Source organism: Desulfovibrio sp. TomC (assembly GCF_000801335.2).
In the GTDB taxonomy this organism is placed as follows: Bacteria; Desulfobacterota; Desulfovibrionia; order Desulfovibrionales; family Desulfovibrionaceae; genus Solidesulfovibrio.
This window is the reverse complement of sequence record NZ_JSEH01000012.1, coordinates 141141-157145: the sequence shown is the minus strand read 5'-3', so window position 1 is coordinate 157145 and position 16005 is coordinate 141141. Positions and strand designations below refer to the sequence as shown.

General features: G+C 65.2%; 14 protein-coding genes. 3 read left to right on the top strand and 11 right to left on the bottom strand.

The window, feature by feature from the left end; translation table 11 throughout:
• Positions 1–73 precede the first annotated feature (73 nt).
• The 5 genes from NY78_RS13270 to NY78_RS13250 form a co-directional block, all read right to left on the bottom strand.
• Positions 74–1390 carry a histone deacetylase family protein gene (locus tag NY78_RS13270; protein WP_043636784.1) on the bottom strand — a complete coding sequence of 439 codons (1317 nt, stop codon included), beginning with the start codon at positions 1388–1390 and terminating at the stop codon, positions 74–76.
• Entirely contained in the window at positions 1384–3063 is a 1680-nt protein-coding gene (locus tag NY78_RS13265; RefSeq protein WP_043636781.1) for a hydantoinase/oxoprolinase family protein, read from the bottom strand. The genes NY78_RS13270 and NY78_RS13265 overlap by 7 nt, the downstream gene beginning before the upstream one ends.
• 163 nt (positions 3064–3226) lie before the next feature.
• Positions 3227–3688, bottom strand: a complete 462-nt coding sequence (locus NY78_RS13260) for a YbhB/YbcL family Raf kinase inhibitor-like protein (RefSeq protein WP_043636779.1) — start codon at positions 3686–3688, stop codon at positions 3227–3229.
• 328 nt (positions 3689–4016) lie between these two features.
• Complete coding sequence (locus NY78_RS13255; protein ID WP_043636776.1) at positions 4017–5294, bottom strand: class II fructose-bisphosphate aldolase; 1278 nt, start codon at positions 5292–5294, stop codon at positions 4017–4019.
• A gap of 55 nt (positions 5295–5349) precedes the next feature.
• Positions 5350–5799: a hypothetical protein gene (locus NY78_RS13250; protein WP_043636773.1), complete on the bottom strand. Its 450-nt coding sequence runs from the start codon at positions 5797–5799 to the stop codon at positions 5350–5352.
• A 174-nt stretch (positions 5800–5973) separates the two neighbouring features.
• Here NY78_RS13250 and NY78_RS13245 point away from each other — a divergent pair, with 174 nt between their 5' ends.
• The 3 genes from NY78_RS13245 to NY78_RS13235 all read left to right on the top strand — a co-directional run bounded on the left by NY78_RS13245 (position 5974) and on the right by NY78_RS13235 (position 9575).
• Positions 5974–6873, top strand: a complete 900-nt coding sequence (locus NY78_RS13245; protein WP_043636770.1) for a DMT family transporter — start codon at positions 5974–5976, stop codon at positions 6871–6873.
• Between the two features lie 74 nt (positions 6874–6947).
• Complete coding sequence (locus NY78_RS13240; RefSeq protein WP_043636767.1) at positions 6948–7277, top strand: hypothetical protein; 330 nt, start codon at positions 6948–6950, stop codon at positions 7275–7277.
• Positions 7278–7388: 111 nt separating this feature from the next.
• Positions 7389–9575 carry a PAS domain-containing protein gene (locus NY78_RS13235; protein WP_043636763.1) on the top strand — a complete coding sequence of 729 codons (2187 nt, stop codon included), beginning with the start codon at positions 7389–7391 and terminating at the stop codon, positions 9573–9575.
• Here the strand turns inward: NY78_RS13235 and NY78_RS13230 are convergent.
• The 6 genes from NY78_RS13230 to NY78_RS13205 all read right to left on the bottom strand — a co-directional run bounded on the left by NY78_RS13230 (position 9550) and on the right by NY78_RS13205 (position 15935).
• Positions 9550–10266, bottom strand: a complete 717-nt coding sequence (locus NY78_RS13230) for an ABC transporter ATP-binding protein (protein WP_043636762.1) — start codon at positions 10264–10266, stop codon at positions 9550–9552. The genes NY78_RS13235 and NY78_RS13230 overlap by 26 nt on opposite strands.
• A gap of 3 nt (positions 10267–10269) precedes the next feature.
• The gene (locus NY78_RS13225; protein WP_043636757.1) at positions 10270–11493 is read right to left on the bottom strand and encodes an ABC transporter permease subunit; all 1224 of its coding nucleotides are present in this window, start codon (positions 11491–11493) and stop codon (positions 10270–10272) included.
• Positions 11477–12394, bottom strand: a complete 918-nt coding sequence (locus NY78_RS13220) for a branched-chain amino acid ABC transporter permease (RefSeq protein WP_043636754.1) — start codon at positions 12392–12394, stop codon at positions 11477–11479. The genes NY78_RS13225 and NY78_RS13220 overlap by 17 nt, the downstream gene beginning before the upstream one ends.
• 58 nt (positions 12395–12452) lie before the next feature.
• A complete protein-coding gene (locus NY78_RS13215; protein ID WP_043636747.1) occupies positions 12453–13577 on the bottom strand; it encodes a branched-chain amino acid ABC transporter substrate-binding protein in 1125 nt (374 codons plus the stop codon).
• 84 nt (positions 13578–13661) lie between these two features.
• Positions 13662–14426 (bottom strand): ABC transporter ATP-binding protein, encoded by a 765-nt coding sequence (locus tag NY78_RS13210; RefSeq protein WP_043636741.1) that lies wholly within the window; start codon positions 14424–14426, stop codon positions 13662–13664.
• A gap of 309 nt (positions 14427–14735) precedes the next feature.
• Positions 14736–15935, bottom strand: a complete 1200-nt coding sequence (locus NY78_RS13205; protein WP_043636739.1) for an aspartate aminotransferase family protein — start codon at positions 15933–15935, stop codon at positions 14736–14738.
• Between the last annotated feature and the right edge of the window lie 70 nt (positions 15936–16005).

Here is a 16005-nt window from a genome sequence, read left to right as displayed (position 1 = left end):
GTTGTGGCGGAGCGCGGAAATTGCCGTTGCGCGCCTGCGGCCCAAAGTGGCCTGACCGTCTCCCGTCGAAACGTCACCCCGTATAGGTGCTGGTGATCTTCCCCACCCGGTCGATGAGCTGGAGGTGGCGGTATTCGCCCTTGATCTGGCCGGCTTCGTAAATGCGGTAGGCTTCTTCCACACAGGCCGGGCAGGCCCCGACCGGCGCTTCCACGCCCAGGCACAGGGGATTTCGGGTGGATTCCGTCTCATACTTGACCACGCCCCGGCAGTGGTCGCAAAGCCGCACCGCCTCGGTCTGGTACTCGGTGATGGCGTCGGTGTCGTAATACAGCGTCTTTCGCCGGGTGAACCAGCCGGCCACCACATCGCCTTTGCCCGGTCCCCGGGGGTGGCGCACTTCTTTCAAGATGTCGCGGCACACGTCCTCGATATACTCCGTCACCTGCGCACTTTGGCGCACGGCCGCCGCATCGAACCCGGGTTCGCGCACGTGGCTGTAGTCCAGCCCGGCCATGGACAGCACCAGCCCCAGATTGACGTAGGGCAGCGCTCCCTGGATGGCGTAGCCGCCTTCCAGCACGGCGATGTCCGCCCCGAGCAGCTCGGTCAGCTGGGCATAGCCCTGGGCCGAGAAGGCCATGTCCGTGATGGGATCGGAGAAGTGGTTGTCCTGGCCGGCGGAATTGATGATGAGATCGGGTTTGAAATCCTCAATGAGCGGCATGACCACTTCGCGCATGGCAAAGAGGAAGCCCTCGTCCGAGGTGCCGGGCGGCAGGGGGATGTTGACCGTTGCGCCAAGGGCCTTGGGGCCGCCGAGTTCGAGCGGAAAGCCGGTGCCGGGATAGAGCGTGCGGCCGTCCTGGTGCAGGGAAATAAACAGCGTGTCCGGATCGTTCCAGTAGACGTCCTGGGTGCCGTCGCCGTGGTGGCAGTCGGTGTCCACGATGGCCACCCGAAGCGGCCCATAGTGGTCGCGCAGCCATTCGATCATGACCGCTTCGATGTTGATGTTGCAAAACCCGCGCGCCCCGTGGACCACCTTCATGGCGTGGTGTCCGGGCGGGCGCACCAGGGCAAAGGCCCGCTTGGCCTCTTTCTCCAGGACCGTGCGGGCGGCCCGGATGGCCCCGCCGGCGGAAATGAGGTGGGAGGTGGTGGTGACCGAGGCCACGTCGGGGAAACAGAAATGGGCGCGCAGCACATCCTCGGCCGTGGCCAGATCGGGCTTGAGCTCGGTGATGCCGCCGATGTCGAACACCCCTTCCTCGCGCAACTGGTCCTGGGTGTAAAGCAGGCGTTCCTGGCGCTCGGGGTGTGTCGGGGAAATGGCCCAGTCGTAGGCCGGGAAGAAGACGATGCCAAGCGGCTGGCGGGCTTTCAACATGATTTGGACACCGCCTGTTTGTAGGCCGCCGACACCCCGGGGCGCACCTGGCAGGCCACCCGGATATTGTGTCCGACAAGGCATTGGCCCTCGACCATGGGAAACGAGGACAGCTCCACCGTCTCAATGGGCGCGTCCTCGACCTCGGCCCCGATGGAGGCGAGGTAGTCGCGCAGGCAGGTGGCGGCCTCGCCTTCGGCAGCGGCCGGACTGTAGTTGTCGGCCACCTGCCGGGTGATGCCAAGCGACGGGATGGTGAGCCGGCCGCTGGCGGTATCGGCAAAAAGCTCCACGGAAAAGGTCGGGCGGGCCAGGGCCGCGCCAATGGCGTTGGCCACGGCAAAGCTTTCCGGGACCACCACTTCCTCGGAAAAGGCGTCCTGCAGCAGGGCGGACAGGGCCAGGGCCGGGCCGCCCATGACGTAGACGCGCGTCGGGCGCACCTGCCGGCCTTCCAGCAGTTCGAAAATCGTATAGACCGGCCGGTCGTTAATTTCCCGTACAAAAGCCGCCACTTCCGAGCGGATCTGGTTGACGGCGTTGAGGATGGCGGCCTCGGCCACTTCCTCCGGCTCAAACCCGTTGGCTGCGGCCACGGCCAGGATGCCCTGGTAGGAGGCCCGGGGGTCGCCCACGGCGATGACATTTTGAATATTGAGCGCATCAACCAGGGTCGGGACCGGCCCGCCCAGGGCCATGGGCGGCCCCAGACGCCGGGGACCGACTTCCACGGCCTGGCGGCTGACGCTTATGGCCGAGTCGCCGCCAACGCCGATGGACCGGGTGCGCAGCGCCCGGACCAGGGTGGAGCGGCCGGCAATGGCAATGCCCTCGTTTTCAATGAGCGGCGCGCCGGCGGCAAAGACGGCGATGTCGGTGGTGGTGCCGCCGATGTCCAAAATGATGGAATCCTCGGCAATGTCGCACACGGCAATGATGCCCATGACCGAGGCGGCCGGGCCGGACAGGATGGACTGGACCGGCAGGGTGCGGGAGACGGACAGGGGCATGGTGCCGCCGTCGGCCTTGAGCACATTGAGGGCGGCGGTCATGCCAAGCTCGGCCACCGACTGTTCCACGGCGTCGCAAAAGCGGTTGTAGACCCGCCACACGGCGCTGTTTAAGCAGGCCGTGGCGATGCGCCGGCCAAAGCCCAGGCGGCCGGAAAATTCGTGGCCAAGCGACACGCAGTCGGACCGGTCGGCAAGGAGCGCCTTGAGCGCCAGTTCCTGGTCCGGGCAGCGGGTGGAAAATTTGGTGACCGCGGCAAAGGCGCGGACCCCGGCCGCGGCCCAGGCGTCGATGACCGGCCGGGCGGCGGCCAGGTCAATGGCCCCGGTCTGGCGGCCCCGGTGGTCGATGGCTCCGTCAAGGACGTGGTAATGCCCGCCCATGCGGTAGGCCTCGGGATCGATGCCCGGTCCGCCGGAGACCAGGACGCCGACCGGATCGGCCGTGCCTTCGATGATGGCGTTGGTGGTGAGCGTGGTGGACAGCGTCAGGCGGCTGATGGCCGTCGGGCCGGCCACGGCCACAATGCTGGCCAAGGCCTCGCGGATGGAGGCCAGCAGATCATCATGGTTGGTGGGCAATTTGGCGCACGCCACAACGCCGTGCGGCCCGATGAGGACCGCGTCCGTGTGGGTGCCGCCGACGTCGATTCCGCAAAGCATCGGCAACCCCTAGCATCAAGGGCCGCCGCCGTCGAGACGGGAGTGGCGGGGCGACCCCGAGGGAGGGGATGCCGACGGCAGAGGGCCGCAGCGATCGGGACCGGCGATTGGCCTGACCGGAGTCGTATGGCCGCGATCAGGGCCGCAGCGACGGCCTGTCGGCTCACCCCCGCCCGTAGCGCCCGATGAGCGTGGCCGAGGCCAGGATGTGCCCCTTGGCCGCCCGCAGGACGTCCCCTTTGCCGGCTCCGGGGGGGAGCGGCAGCTTCGTGTCCAGGGCGTAGAGGGTGAACACGTAGCGGTGGACGCCGGACGGCGCGCAGGGACCGCCGTAGCCGGGCCGGCCCCAACTGTTTTTGCCGGAGACGCTGCCGTCGGGATAGGCGTCCAGGGCCGGCAGCCCCTCAGGCAGGCCCGGGGTGGCCGGCGAGAGGTTGAAGATCAGGAAATGGTCCCAGACCCCGGACACGGCGTCGGGATTGTCGCACACCAGCATGAGGCTGGCCGTGCCGTCCGGCGCTCCGGCAAAAACCAACGGCGGCGACAGGTCGGCTCCGTCGCAGGTGTGGCGGGAGGGAATGAGGTCGTTGTGGGCAAAGGCCGGCGAGACAAGCGACATGACCATGGGCGCTCCTCGGCCGCGTGGGCGGCGGGCAGGGTGTGGCGAGGCAGGATGCTGCGTCCCGGAAGCCGGGACGGCACAAAAGCGACCTCCGATCGAGCGCCGGACACCAGCCGGGAAAGAGTCCACCCCTTCCGGGCGCCGAAGCAACAATGGTTCCTGTCAAACGCAGACACGGTGACGGCGGCGTTGCCCGGCCGACGCGATTTCTTTCCGCTTCCGTCCACCGTCACGGCAACGCCGTCCGCTTTACCCAGTTGGGGGGTCCGGGGGCCTGAGGCCCCCGGCCGCCGGAGGCCTCTCCCCCCTTCACGAATTATGGCACGCAGCGCTAGTCGTCGAAATCGCCCTCAGGGCCTTTGTCGCGGGACAGGGTCTTGGCCCGGGCAAGAATCTCTTCCCGGGTCCATTCGGCCGGGTTTTCGATGCGTTTGGCCTTGGGGCCGAGATCATAGGAGCCGGCGGCCAGCAAGGCTTCGATGCCAAGGGAGGCGGTGCCGGCGGCATTGAAGACGTCGGTCAAAAGCCAGGTCACGAACTCGGCCACGGCCCCGGCCATGCGGTCGCGCACGTCCTTGGGCTGGGCCAGGATCTTGTTTTCAAAAACGCAGTTGAGCTTCTTGTAATCGCCGGCCTTAATGGCCTTGCCGTCGGCGTAGCCCACCATCTCGGCCCACAGGGCCTCGTCGAGGCCCTTGCCGGGCTGTTTGATAAACGCCCCGGCCGCGTCCATGATGGCGTTGCCGTAGTCGTTGACGGCCACGCCCCAGGCGATCATCTGCAGCGCCGTGGCCACGTTGGCCTTGGTGGTGCGGGTCAAGGAAGCGATTTCCTTGAGCTTTTCCGAGGAATTGCCCGAGGTGCCGTGCTGGGCGCCGGAAATGCCATAGGGGAGAAGGGCCTTGTGGATCTCGGCGGTCAGCTCGACCTGGATGCCCGTGGCCGAGGCTTCGATACCGTGGGTGGTGCCGTTATTGAGGGCAATCCAGTCCGGGTGGATGCCGTTGGCATTGAGCCCCCGAATGAGAAACAGGGCCTCGTCCGGTGTAGAAAGGCCGGATTTGCCTTTTATTTCGCCAACTTCCGTTTCGTAGCCGGCCCAGCCCGGAACGAACGGGGCCAGGGCGATGTTGGCCAGCAGGTTTTCCTCGTCAGGCAGGTGGGAGGCGTCGATGGCGATGGAGGTGATGCCGGCCTCGAACAGAGTGGGGATTTCGGCCTGGGCTTCGGCGATCTCGGAAGTCTTTTTGATGCCGTAGTGGTCGGCGTGGATGGCCACCGGCACGGTGATGCCCAGTTCGTTCATGGCCTGGTCGGCCTGCCGGGCGATGTTCCACATGGTGACGTTGCAGTAGTTGGATTCGGACCGGGCGATCTCGACGATGATGGCTGCATCGGCCTTCTGGGCGGCAATGAGCGCCCCGCGCAGCACGGCGTTGCTGCGGGAGTTGGCGGCGATGGTCATGGCCTTGCCCTTCTTGAGCATGGCCCGGTCAATGGCCTTGCCGCTGACGATCAGCGCCCGGGAATTGGGGAAAATGGTTTTGATGTTGGGCGGGCGGCCAACGGCCAGGGCCTGGTCAAATGCGGTCATATCCGTCTTGGTCATGCAGTCCTCCTTATCAAGGCCGGGCGCGTGGCCCGAAAGGGTGTAGCCGGCCGGATCAGCCGGCGGCGTAAGTGGCTTTGATGTTGTGGCGTTCGAGGATGGCCGTGGCGGCCGGATCATCGGCGGTGGCCCGGATCAGGGCGGCCACGGCCGTGGCGATGCGGGCGCGCTCCACCGGAAAGGGGATGTCGGCCAGTTTGGCGCACAGGGCGTCCAAGCGGGCCAGATTGGCGTCGGCCGGGCCGGACTGGCAGTGGCCGAGGAAATCGCAGCTGACCACCGAGGCCGTGCCGGCGGCCGTGGGCGGCAGGGCCATGTAGGCCGGGTTGCCGCAAATGGCGCAGGTCATCTCGCCCATGGCGGTGTCGGCCACGGGAAAGGTCCAGTTGCTGGTGGTGTTGCCGCAGGCGTCGTATTTGCGAATATGCAGGAAACGGCTCTCGGCGGCCCAGCCGAAATCGGCGTGCGTGGGATCGGCGATGCAAAAAAGCTTGCGCGAAAGCATGGTTCGCTCCTTTTGCCCCGGATACGGGCGTAGCCATCCAGGCATAGTACGGGAGGCCGAAACAATCAACAAATCGACGAAAATCACCTACCCGGAGAGGGGGTTTTTCCTTTCGCGGCAGCGTCCTTTCTGGTAGCTGCAAGCCTCGCTGTCCGCGCAGATTCCGGGGGAAGCATGTCGGGTTATCTCTATGTTCTTGCCGCCGCCGCCCTGTGGGGGCTTATCGGGCCGCTGTCCAAGCTGTCGTTTGCCGCCGGCATGGACACGGTGGAAGTGGCCTTCTGGCGCACCACCCTGGCCTGGGTGCTCTTTGCCGCCCAGGCCGTGGTGAACCGGGAGACGCATATCGACCGGCGCGACCTGCCGGCTGTGGCCGGTTTCGGCGTGGCCGGCATCGCCGGGCTGTTTGGGGCCTACGTGGTGGCGGTTGCGGCCGGCGGCGCGGCCCTGGCCTCGGTGCTGCTCTATACCGCCCCGGCCTGGGTGGCGCTCATGTCCTGGCTTTTTCTCAAGGAGCGGATGGGCGGGTTCAAGGTGGCGGCGGTGGCGGCCACCATCATCGGCGTGGCCGGGGTGAGCCTTGGCCCTGGCGACGGCGGGGCCATGGTCGACGGCCGGGCCATTGTCTTTGGCCTGCTCTCGGGCGTCACCTACGCCCTCTATTATATCTTCGGGAAATACTACCTGGGCCGTTACAAAACGCCGACGCTGTTTCTCTATGCCCTGCCGGTCGGGTCGCTGGCCCTGCTGCCTTTTACCACGTTCACCACGCCGACCCTGGCCGGGGCGGTCCCGTGTCTTATTTTGGCCCTGTGTTCCACCTACGGGGCCTATTCGCTCTATTATGCCGGCTTAAAGCGCCTGGAGGCCACCCGGGCGGCGGTGACGGCCACGTTTGAGCCGGTGATGGCGGCCCTTTTGGCCTATACCATGTTTGGCGAGCGGTTCAGCTTCGTGGGCTATCTTGGTGCCGGGCTGATCATCGCCTCGGTCCTGTTGACCATCTGGGACGGGGCCAGGGAGCGGTTTCGCGCCCCGTTGCCAACGGTTGCGCCAGCGCGCCTGGGAGACTAAAGTCGGGGCAACCCCAGTCCGATAGAGAAGATACGGAGGACCGCGCGGATCGTCCCTGCCGCCGGCAGCCCACCATGAGCGCAAACGACGTCGCCTCCCCTCTGGCCGCCCAGGTCCAGGCCGCCGCGCCCTCCCCGGCGCAGGTCCAGACTGTTGCCGCGCCCACTCCCCGGCCTAGCCCGCCGCCCAAGACGGAAGAGACGCCGGCCCAGACGGTCGAGCCGCCCTTTCCCGAGCACCGGGTTCTGCTTAAAATCGACGAGGCCACCCAGACCATCCAGGCCCAGATCCGCGACCTGGATTCCGGCAAAGTGGTCTATGCCCTGCCCGACGACCAGTGGCTGCGCCTGTCGGCCAAGCTGCGGGCCTTTGCCGCCACCGCCATTGTGGACAAATCCGTCTAGCCCGGCCGGCTTGCGCTTTGCCGGGCCATTCGGTAGAGGGTACGCCACTGCTCTCCTGACGGCTTGTTCGGCGTCTGAACTGAAGCGACAACCGCAAGACCAGACAACGCCATGCCAAGCCGCCGTCCCCAACCCCGTCATTTTCCGACACGTTCCGTCCTGGCCCTGCTTGGCCTCGGACTGGTCCTGGCTTTTGGGCTGGGTTGGATGGAACTGGCCGCCGAGCACAACACGGCCATCTTTCCCTTCGTCATCGAAGGGGTGGTGGGTGAGCTCCGTGCGGCCGCAGGCGAGCTGCATGCCATGGCTCTTTTGGCCGCCGCCGGGGAGACGCAGGCCGTCGCCGCCTCCCGGGAGCAGGCTGCAAAGATTGCAGCCTGCGTCGAAACCCTGCGCCGGTCGGCTCCGAAAACCCAGGAATTCTACGACTTCGCCTGCATTGACGGACCGTTGCAGCGTGTCCTTGATATTGAGAACCGGGCCATAGCCCTGGCTGCCGACCGGGGAGGGCTTGCCCAGGCCCAGGCCCTTTTGCAGGGTCAGGACTCCCGGACAGCCCGGGCCGATCTCCGGGACTGTCTGGAACAGGCCCAGGCCAAGGTCCGAACCATCGTGCAAGAGCGTTTGGCCAGCCAGGACCACCATGCCCGGTTGGCTGCCGGCGTCATTGGCCTGGGCACACTGGCTCTGGGCCTGTTTGCCCTCATGCTGCTGCGCCGGGCCGTCCGCGCCGCCCAGGAGAATGCCGCGGCCCGCGCGGCCCTGGGGGAATCGGACCGGCGGTTTCGCGACACCTTCGAACTGGCCGCCGTGGGCATCGCCCATGTGGGCCTCGATGGGCAATTTCTGCGCGCCAACAACCGCTTTTTGGAAATAACCGGCTATACGGCCGAGGCCTTGCAAGCGCAGACCTTTGCCGCCATCACCCATCCTGAGGATCTCGACGAGGACCTGGAGCAGGTCGCGCGTCTGCTGTCCGGGGCCATCGATACCTTTGCCATGGACAAGCGCTACGTGCGCCAGGACGGGTCCCTGGTCTGGGTCAGCCTGACCGTGTCGCTTCTGCGCGATGCCGCCGGAGCGCCGCTGCATTACATCAGCGTGATCTCCGACATCAGCGACCGCAAGGCCGCCGAGGCCGCAGCAAAGGAGAATGCGGCCACAGTCACGGCCCTGCTCGACGCCACCTCGGACCGGGTGTTCCTGGTCGACGCCGCCGGGCGCATCCTGGCCGCCAATATGGCTGCGGCCCAGGGGCTGGATGTGGCCCGGGAGGCGATCACCGGGCTGACCTTCGACGCGATTTTCCCACCGGACCTCGCCCGGTCGCGTCTGGCCCATCTGACCCGGGCCTTGCTCCTCGACCGGCCGGTCCGGTTTACTGACGAACGAAGCGGCATCCTTTTCGACATCATCATCGCCCCGCTGCCGGCTGCCCCGGGAACGCCGGGACGGGCAGCCCTTTTCGCCCGCGACGCCACGGAACTCATCCGGGCCAGGGAAGCTGCCGAAGCGGCCAGCCAGGCCAAGAGCGACTTTCTGGCCAATGTCAGCCACGAATTGCGAACGCCCTTAAACGGCATCATGGGCATGGCCCAGCTGCTTGGGACCACGCCTCTGGAGTCCGACCAGCAGCAGTGCCTCGACGACCTGCAAAGTGCCGCAGCCGCCTTGCTGGCCCTGGTCAATGATCTTCTCGATCTGGCCAAGATCGAGGCCGGGCGGATGGACCTGGTCAACGAACCGTTTGTCCTGTCCTCCATCATCCAGGGGGTGACCGCCACCCTGGAGCCGCTGGCCACAAACAAGGGGTTGACGCTCGTCGCCCAGGTCGAGGCCGAGGTGCCCAGGCTGTTGGTCGGCGACGGCGACAAGCTGCGCCAGGTGCTGCTCAATCTGGTGGGCAATGGGCTGAAATTTACCGAGACGGGCGGGGTGACCCTGGATGTGGCCTGTGCCCGACCCAGCGTCTTGCCCGGGTGCGAGGGCACGGTCACGGATGTCTTTTTTGCCGTCCGCGATTCCGGCATCGGGATTGCGGCGGCAGATCAGGCGCGGATTTTCGAGAGTTTCACCCAGGTGGACACCTCGGCCACCCGGCGTTTTGGCGGCACAGGCCTGGGACTGGCCATCAGCCAACGGCTGGTGACGCTTATGGGCGGGGGTATCGGGGTGCAAAGCGAACCCGGGAAGGGCAGCGTGTTTTCGTTTGCCGTGCGTTTTGCCGTCAGGGACGATGCCCTGCTGGGCGACGGCCTCCGGGACGAACCGGCTACTGCCCCAGATAGGCCTTCTTGATGTCGGCGTTTTCCCGCAGGGCCGAGGCCTTGTCTTCCAGCACCACCGCGCCGGTTTCCATGACGTAGGCCCGGTCGGCCAGCTTAAGCGCCATGTTGGCGTTTTGCTCAACCAGCAGGATGGTCACGCCGCTCTCTTCGTTGACGTTGCGGATGATGCGGAAGATGTGCTGGGAGATCATGGGCGAAAGGCCGAGTGAGGGTTCGTCCAAGAGCAGCATTTTCGGGCGGCCCATGAAGGCCCGGGCAATGGCCAGCATCTGCTGTTCGCCGCCGGACAGCGTGCCGCCGTGCTGCTTGCGCCGCTCGAAAAGGACCGGAAACAGGCGAAAGACCATGCCGAGATCGTTGGCGATTTCGTCGTTGTCGCGGCGCAGAAACGCGCCCATGTCCAGATTTTCCTGAACCGTCAGGCGGGGAAAGATGCGCCGGCCCTCGGGCACCTGGCAAAGGCCCAGGGCCGGCAGCTCATCGGCGCGTTTGTCGAGGATCGACGCGCCCTGATAGCGCACGTCGCCGGCGCTGGCCCGGACAATGCCGCAGATGGTCATGAGCGTGGTGGACTTGCCCGCGCCGTTGGCTCCGATGATGGTGACGATTTCGCCTTCCTCGACGCGAAGCGACACGTCGCGAAGGGCCTGGATGCGGCCGTAATGGGCGCAAACGCCCTCAAGTTCCAAAATCGCGGCCACAGGTTACTCCGTATCGTCCGATCGTTTGCCAAGCCGCGCCGCCGGCCACAGGCCGGCCGGGCGCACCAGCATCATGATGGCCATGGCTCCGCCAAAGGCCAACATGCGGTACAGTTCAAAGCCCCGAAACATCTCCGGCAAGGCCACCAGGGCCAGGGCTCCCAGGATCACCCCGGGAATCGAACCCATGCCGCCAAGCACCACCATGGCCAGCACCATGGCCGACTCGATGAAGGTGAAGCTCTCGGGGCTGACAAAGCGCATGCGGGCGGCGAAAAAGGCCCCGGCCAGACCGCCGAAGACCGCGCCCAGGGCGTAGGCCAACAGCTTGAAGCGAAAGGTGTCCACGCCCATGAGTTCAGCCGCGGTCTCATCCTCGCGGATGGCCTCGAAGGCCCGGCCGATGCGGGAAAAATTGATGCGGTGGACGGCAATGATGGTGAATACGGCCAGGGCCAGGATGATGTAGTAGAGGTATTCGAGCTTGCGGATGACCAGATATTCCAAGGAAAAGGAGCCGTCGACCAACTGCGGCAGATAGATGCCCGGCGACTTGATGCCTAAAAGTCCGTTGGGGCCGCCGGTCAGCGCCATCCAGTTGTTGATGACGATGCGCACGATCTCGCCAAAGCCCAGGGTCACAATGGCCAGATAGTCGCCGCGCATGCGCAGGGTCGGATAGCCGATCAGGCAGCCGGCAATGGCGGCGAAGGCGGCGCAGACGGGCAGGCACAGCCAGAAGGGCACGGCGTAGTGGATGGAGAGCAGGGCGTAGGTGTAGGCCCCGACGCCGTAAAAGGCGATGTAGCCCAGATCGAGCAGGCCGCACAGCCCGACGACCACGTTAAGCCCCAGGCCCAGGCAGATGTAGACGAGCACGTTTATGGCCACGTCCTGGGCATAGCGGTTGGTCAGCATGGGGTAGCTCAAGGCAAAGGCGGCCAGGGGCACGAGCAGCATCCAGCGCGGGGCGCGGGCCAGGGCGCCGCCCACGGCGTCGCGGGCGGCCCCCAGGGGATTGAGCACCCCGTCCAGACGGCCGGCCTTGCCCAGGCGGTAGAGGCCAAAGCAGATGGTTGCGCCGACAGCCGCCCGCAGCCAGACGCCAAAGGCCTCGGCGAAGTGGAACTGGCCGTCGCGGATGCCCATAAGCGGCCAGAGCAGGAGAAAAAACCAGGCCAGGCCCAGGCCGAAATATTGCCAGGATTTCCTAGACCCGCGTATCATCGACGTTCTCTCCCATGATGCCGGTGGGCATGAAATAAAGCACCCCGATCAGGATGACGAAGGCGAAGACGTCTTTGTACTCGCCGCCGTGGGGGATGTAGGCGGCGGCCAAGATCTCCACCATGCCGATGATGAGGCCGCCGATCATGGCCCCGGTGATGTTGCCGATGCCGCCAAGGACGGCGGCGGCAAAGGCTTTGATGCCGGGGACAAAGCCCATGTCGTAGCGCACCGAGCCGTAGTACAGGCCGACCATGATGCCGGCGGCGGCGGCCAGGGCCGCGCCGATGGCAAAGGTGGTGCTGATCACCCGGTCGGAGTGGATGCCGACCAGGGCGGACATGACTTTGTCCTGGGAGGTGGCCCGCATGGCCTTGCCGATGCGGGTCTTGAAGACCAGGGCGTTGAGCAGGACGAGCAGCAGGCCGGTGACGGCCAGGATGCCGATTTGCATGAAGCTGACCCGAACGCCGAGCCACTCGAAACCGCCGTGGGTAAATTCCGTGGGATAGGCCTTGTCGTAGACGCCCTGGGTCAGCATGAGGCCGTTTTGCAGAAAGATCGACATGCCAAGGGCCGAGAGCAGAACCGACAGGCGCGAGGAAGAGCGCAGCGGCTTATAGGCCACCTTTTCCACGGCCATGGCCAGCATGGCGCAGTAGCCCATGGCCAGGATCAGGGCGAAGGCCAGGCCGAACCAGGGGTGGCTGGCCATGAGGCCCTGGGAGGCCATGTAGCTTAACAGAATGACGCCGAGGTAGCCGCCAGCGGCAAAAATCTCGCCATGGGCGAAGTTGATAAGGGAGATGATGCCGTAGACCATGGTGTAGCCAAGGGCCACCAGGGCATAGACGCCGCCAAGGGTCAGACCGTTTATGAGCTGCTGGAAGAGGTAATCCATGGATCGGTGCCGCCGAAGGGGGGAGGTTCGGCCTCCCCCCGTGCTTAACGATGCGTTTTTAGTACTTTTTGCCGGTCTGGGGATCCCAGAAGTTGGCGAACTTGCCGTCTTTGACCACACGGATGATGTAGTTGGAGCCGGACTCGCCGTTGGCTTCGAACTTGATCTTCTTGGACGCGCCCTGCATCTCGGTCTTGACCAGTTCGGCCTTGATCTTGGCCGGATCGGTGCTCTTGGCGGCCTTGATGGCGGAAAGCAGGGAATAGGCGGCGTCGTAGGCGTAGGCCGAGTAGGCCCCGGGCTTGCCGAACTTCTCGTAGGCGGCCTGGAACTTCTTGTACGACGGGGTGGTCTCGTCGATGTAGCCAAAGGTCAGGTACATGCCTTCGGCCGCGTCCTTGGCGATTTCCATGAGCTGGGGATGGTAGACGGCATCCTGGCCGATGATGGCGGCCTCGACGCCGGTGCGCTTGGCCTGGATGAGCATGAGCGCGCCGGAGGCGGAGTTCTGCAGGCTCATGTACAGGACGTCGGGTTTGGCGTCCTTGATCTTGGTCAAAACGGCCGAGAAGTCCTTGTCGCCCTGGTTGACGTGGTCATGGGCGATGACCTTGACGCCTTCCTTGGCGGCCAGCTTCTCGACGTTGTCGGCCAGACCCTGGGAATAGGTGGTCTTGTCGTCGACGATGTAGATGGTCTTGGCCTTGAGCACATCTTTGATGAACTTCATGGCGGCGATGGACTGGTCGTCGTCGCGGCCGCAGACGCGAAACATGTAGGGCAGGCCGCGCTCGGTGACCTTTTCCGAGGTGGAGGCCGGGGTCAGCATGGGGATGTCGGCTTCGGCCAGGGCTTCCGAGGCCGGGATGGTGGCCGAGGAGCAATAGGCGCCGATGACGCCGACGACCTTCTCGTTGACCAGCTTGTTGGCCGCGGCCACGGCTTGCCGGGGATCGCAGGCGTCGTCTTCGGCGAACAGCTCGATTTTGTCGAAGCCGGCGATGCCGCCGTCCTTTTCAATGGCGGCGATGGCGGCCCGGGCGCCGTTGGCAATGTCGTTGCCGTCGGCGGCGTAGGAGCCGGTGAGCGGGCTTAAACTGCCGATTTTGAGGGTGGCGGCCGAGGCCGTGCCGGCCGTCAGGCACAGGGCGACGAGGGCAAGGATGATGCTTCTGGCTTTCATGTTCCGCAAACCTCCTGTCTTCATGGTGTCGCCCCTCCCGCCGCGAGGTTGCGGCCAGCGTGGGCGTTTTCGCGGCACGGGAATCTAGTCGACTTCGGAACCGAGATAGGCCTCGATCACGGTCGGATTGGACCGGACCTCGTCCGGGGTGCCCTGGCAGATGCACACCCCGTGGTCGAGAACCACCAGCCGGTGGCTGACGTTCATGACCACGCTCATGTCGTGTTCGACCAGGAGCACGTTGACGCCGGTGGCGGCGATGCGCTGGATCATGGCCATGAGTTCCCGGCTTTCCGACGGATTGAGCCCGGCGGCGGGTTCGTCGAGCAAAATGGTCTTGGGGTCGGAGCCAAGGGCCCGGGCGATTTCCAGGCGGCGCTGCAGGCCGTAGGGCAGGTTCTTGGCCACGACATGGGCGAATTCGCCCAGTCCGGCAAAGGCCAGGGCGGCCATGGCCCGGTCGCGGACCGCTCGTTCTTCGGCCTGCTGCCCCCGGGTGTGCAGGACAGAGCCGAGCACCCCGGCCCGGCTGCGGCAATGCCGGGCCACCATGACGTTTTCAAGCGCCGTCATGGCGGTAAAAAGCCTGATATTCTGAAATGTTCTGGCAATGCCCCGGGCCAGGATGTGATGCGGCCGAAGCCCGGAAAGCGGTTGGTCGTTGTAGACCACAGATCCGCCGGAAATGCGGTAGACGCCGGTGATGACGTTGAAAATCGTGGTCTTGCCGGCCCCGTTGGGGCCAATAAGACTGACGATCTCGCCGGGGCGCAGATCGAAAGACACTTCCGTAAGGGCTTGCAGCCCGCCGAAGTGGACGCTGACATCGGTAAGACACAAGTGGGCCATGGGATTGTTCGTATACGAAAAATTCCGACGAAAAAAAAGGGGAATTTTTCAAGGGGGACAAGGTCTTGAATTGCTGTAACGGCCGTGAATGAAGCCTTTGGGCGAGGATGCGGGCATGGTGCTCAGGCACAGAAGCGTCTGGAAACAGTCTTTGCCGCGTGGCAGGAACGTTGCCTATAAGCGTGCCCGTATCGACGGAATTGTGACTCGGTGCTCCGATGCGGATCATCAACAACTGCGTCGCCAAAATGACAGGGCCGGGAACGCCTCGCAGCATCCCCGGCCCTGTTGCACAGACGGTACGCCCGTTCAGACCGCAGCCAGCACCTGCCCGAGGGCCTCGGAAAACCGCTTGAGGTCCTCCTGCTCGATGACGAGCGGCGGCAGCAGCCGCAACACCGTGTCCTGGGTCAGGTTGAGGACAAAGCCACGGGCAAGGAGCGCCTTCCAGACGTCTGTGCCGGGGAAGGTCAGCTCGATGCCAAGCATCAGCCCCAGGCCGCGCACGTCGGCAATCTTGTCCGGAAACCGGTCCTTGAGCTCGCCGAAAAGGGCCTGGGCAAAATCACCCAGGCGCGCGGCGCGTTCGGCAATCTTGTCGCGGTTCATGATCTCGATGGTCTTTGAGGCTGCCGCCGACACCAGCGCCCCGCCGCCAAAGGTGGTGGCATGGGAACCCGGCACAAAGCCGGCGGCCACGGCGTCGGTGGCCAGCACCGCGCCCATGGGCAACCCGTTGGCCAACGCCTTGGAACAGGTAAAGACATCCGGGGTCAGGCCGTAGTTCTGGAAGGCCCAGAATTTGCCGGTGCGGCACATGCCGGTCTGGACCTCGTCGATCATAAAGAGCACGTCGCGCTCGCGGCACAGCTCAGCCACGGCGTCGAGATATTCCTGGGAAAACGGCTTCACGCCCCCTTCGCCCTGGATGCACTCCAACAGCACCGCCGCCGTGCATTCGCCCACAGCCGCGCGCATGGCCCCGATGTCGCCGGCCGGCACGGTGACAAACCCTTCGGGCAGGGGATCAAAACCGAACTTGATCTTGTCCTGGCCGGTGGCTGTCAGCGTCGCCAGGGTGCGGCCGTGAAACGACTGGGTGAGCGTGACGATCTCATAGGCGTCGCGGTTTTTGACCGTGCGCATGTAACGCCGGGCCAGCTTGATGGCCCCTTCGTTGGCCTCGGCCCCGGAGTTGCAAAAAAAGACCTTGCCCATGTGGCAGGTGGCCTTGAGTGCCTCGGCCAGCTCCACCTGCTCACGCTGGTAAAAAACATTGCTCACATGCACCAGCTCGCGGGCCTTGGCGGCAATGACGTCGGCCACCTCGGGCTGGCAATGCCCCAGGTTGCACACCGCGATGCCGGCCAGCAAATCAATGTATTCGCGGCCGTCGAGATCGCGCAGACGGCAGCCGTCGGCCGAGGCCACGGCCAACGGATACCGGCCATAGGTGCTCATGACGGATGCCTGCTCCCGCGCCCGCAGCGCGTCGAACGCTTCACTCATCGCGATTCTCCTTTATGGTGAATGAATGTGAGATCCTGGGGGAGGAAACCCCTTTTTGAAAAAAGGGGTT

Coding starts and splice junctions, on each gene's coding strand:
- NY78_RS13270 (WP_043636784.1), bottom strand. CDS start 1,390: ATGTTGAAAGCCCGCCAGCCGCTTGGCATCGTCTTCTTCCCGGCCTAC.
- NY78_RS13265 (WP_043636781.1), bottom strand. CDS start 3,063: ATGCTTTGCGGAATCGACGTCGGCGGCACCCACACGGACGCGGTCCTC.
- NY78_RS13260 (WP_043636779.1), bottom strand. CDS start 3,688: ATGGTCATGTCGCTTGTCTCGCCGGCCTTTGCCCACAACGACCTCATT.
- NY78_RS13255 (WP_043636776.1), bottom strand. CDS start 5,294: ATGACCAAGACGGATATGACCGCATTTGACCAGGCCCTGGCCGTTGGC.
- NY78_RS13250 (WP_043636773.1), bottom strand. CDS start 5,799: ATGCTTTCGCGCAAGCTTTTTTGCATCGCCGATCCCACGCACGCCGAT.
- NY78_RS13245 (WP_043636770.1), top strand. CDS start 5,974: ATGTCGGGTTATCTCTATGTTCTTGCCGCCGCCGCCCTGTGGGGGCTT.
- NY78_RS13240 (WP_043636767.1), top strand. CDS start 6,948: ATGAGCGCAAACGACGTCGCCTCCCCTCTGGCCGCCCAGGTCCAGGCC.
- NY78_RS13235 (WP_043636763.1), top strand. CDS start 7,389: ATGCCAAGCCGCCGTCCCCAACCCCGTCATTTTCCGACACGTTCCGTC.
- NY78_RS13225 (WP_043636757.1), bottom strand. CDS start 11,493: ATGATACGCGGGTCTAGGAAATCCTGGCAATATTTCGGCCTGGGCCTG.
- NY78_RS13220 (WP_043636754.1), bottom strand. CDS start 12,394: ATGGATTACCTCTTCCAGCAGCTCATAAACGGTCTGACCCTTGGCGGC.
- NY78_RS13215 (WP_043636747.1), bottom strand. CDS start 13,577: ATGAAAGCCAGAAGCATCATCCTTGCCCTCGTCGCCCTGTGCCTGACG.
- NY78_RS13210 (WP_043636741.1), bottom strand. CDS start 14,426: ATGGCCCACTTGTGTCTTACCGATGTCAGCGTCCACTTCGGCGGGCTG.
- NY78_RS13205 (WP_043636739.1), bottom strand. CDS start 15,935: ATGAGTGAAGCGTTCGACGCGCTGCGGGCGCGGGAGCAGGCATCCGTC.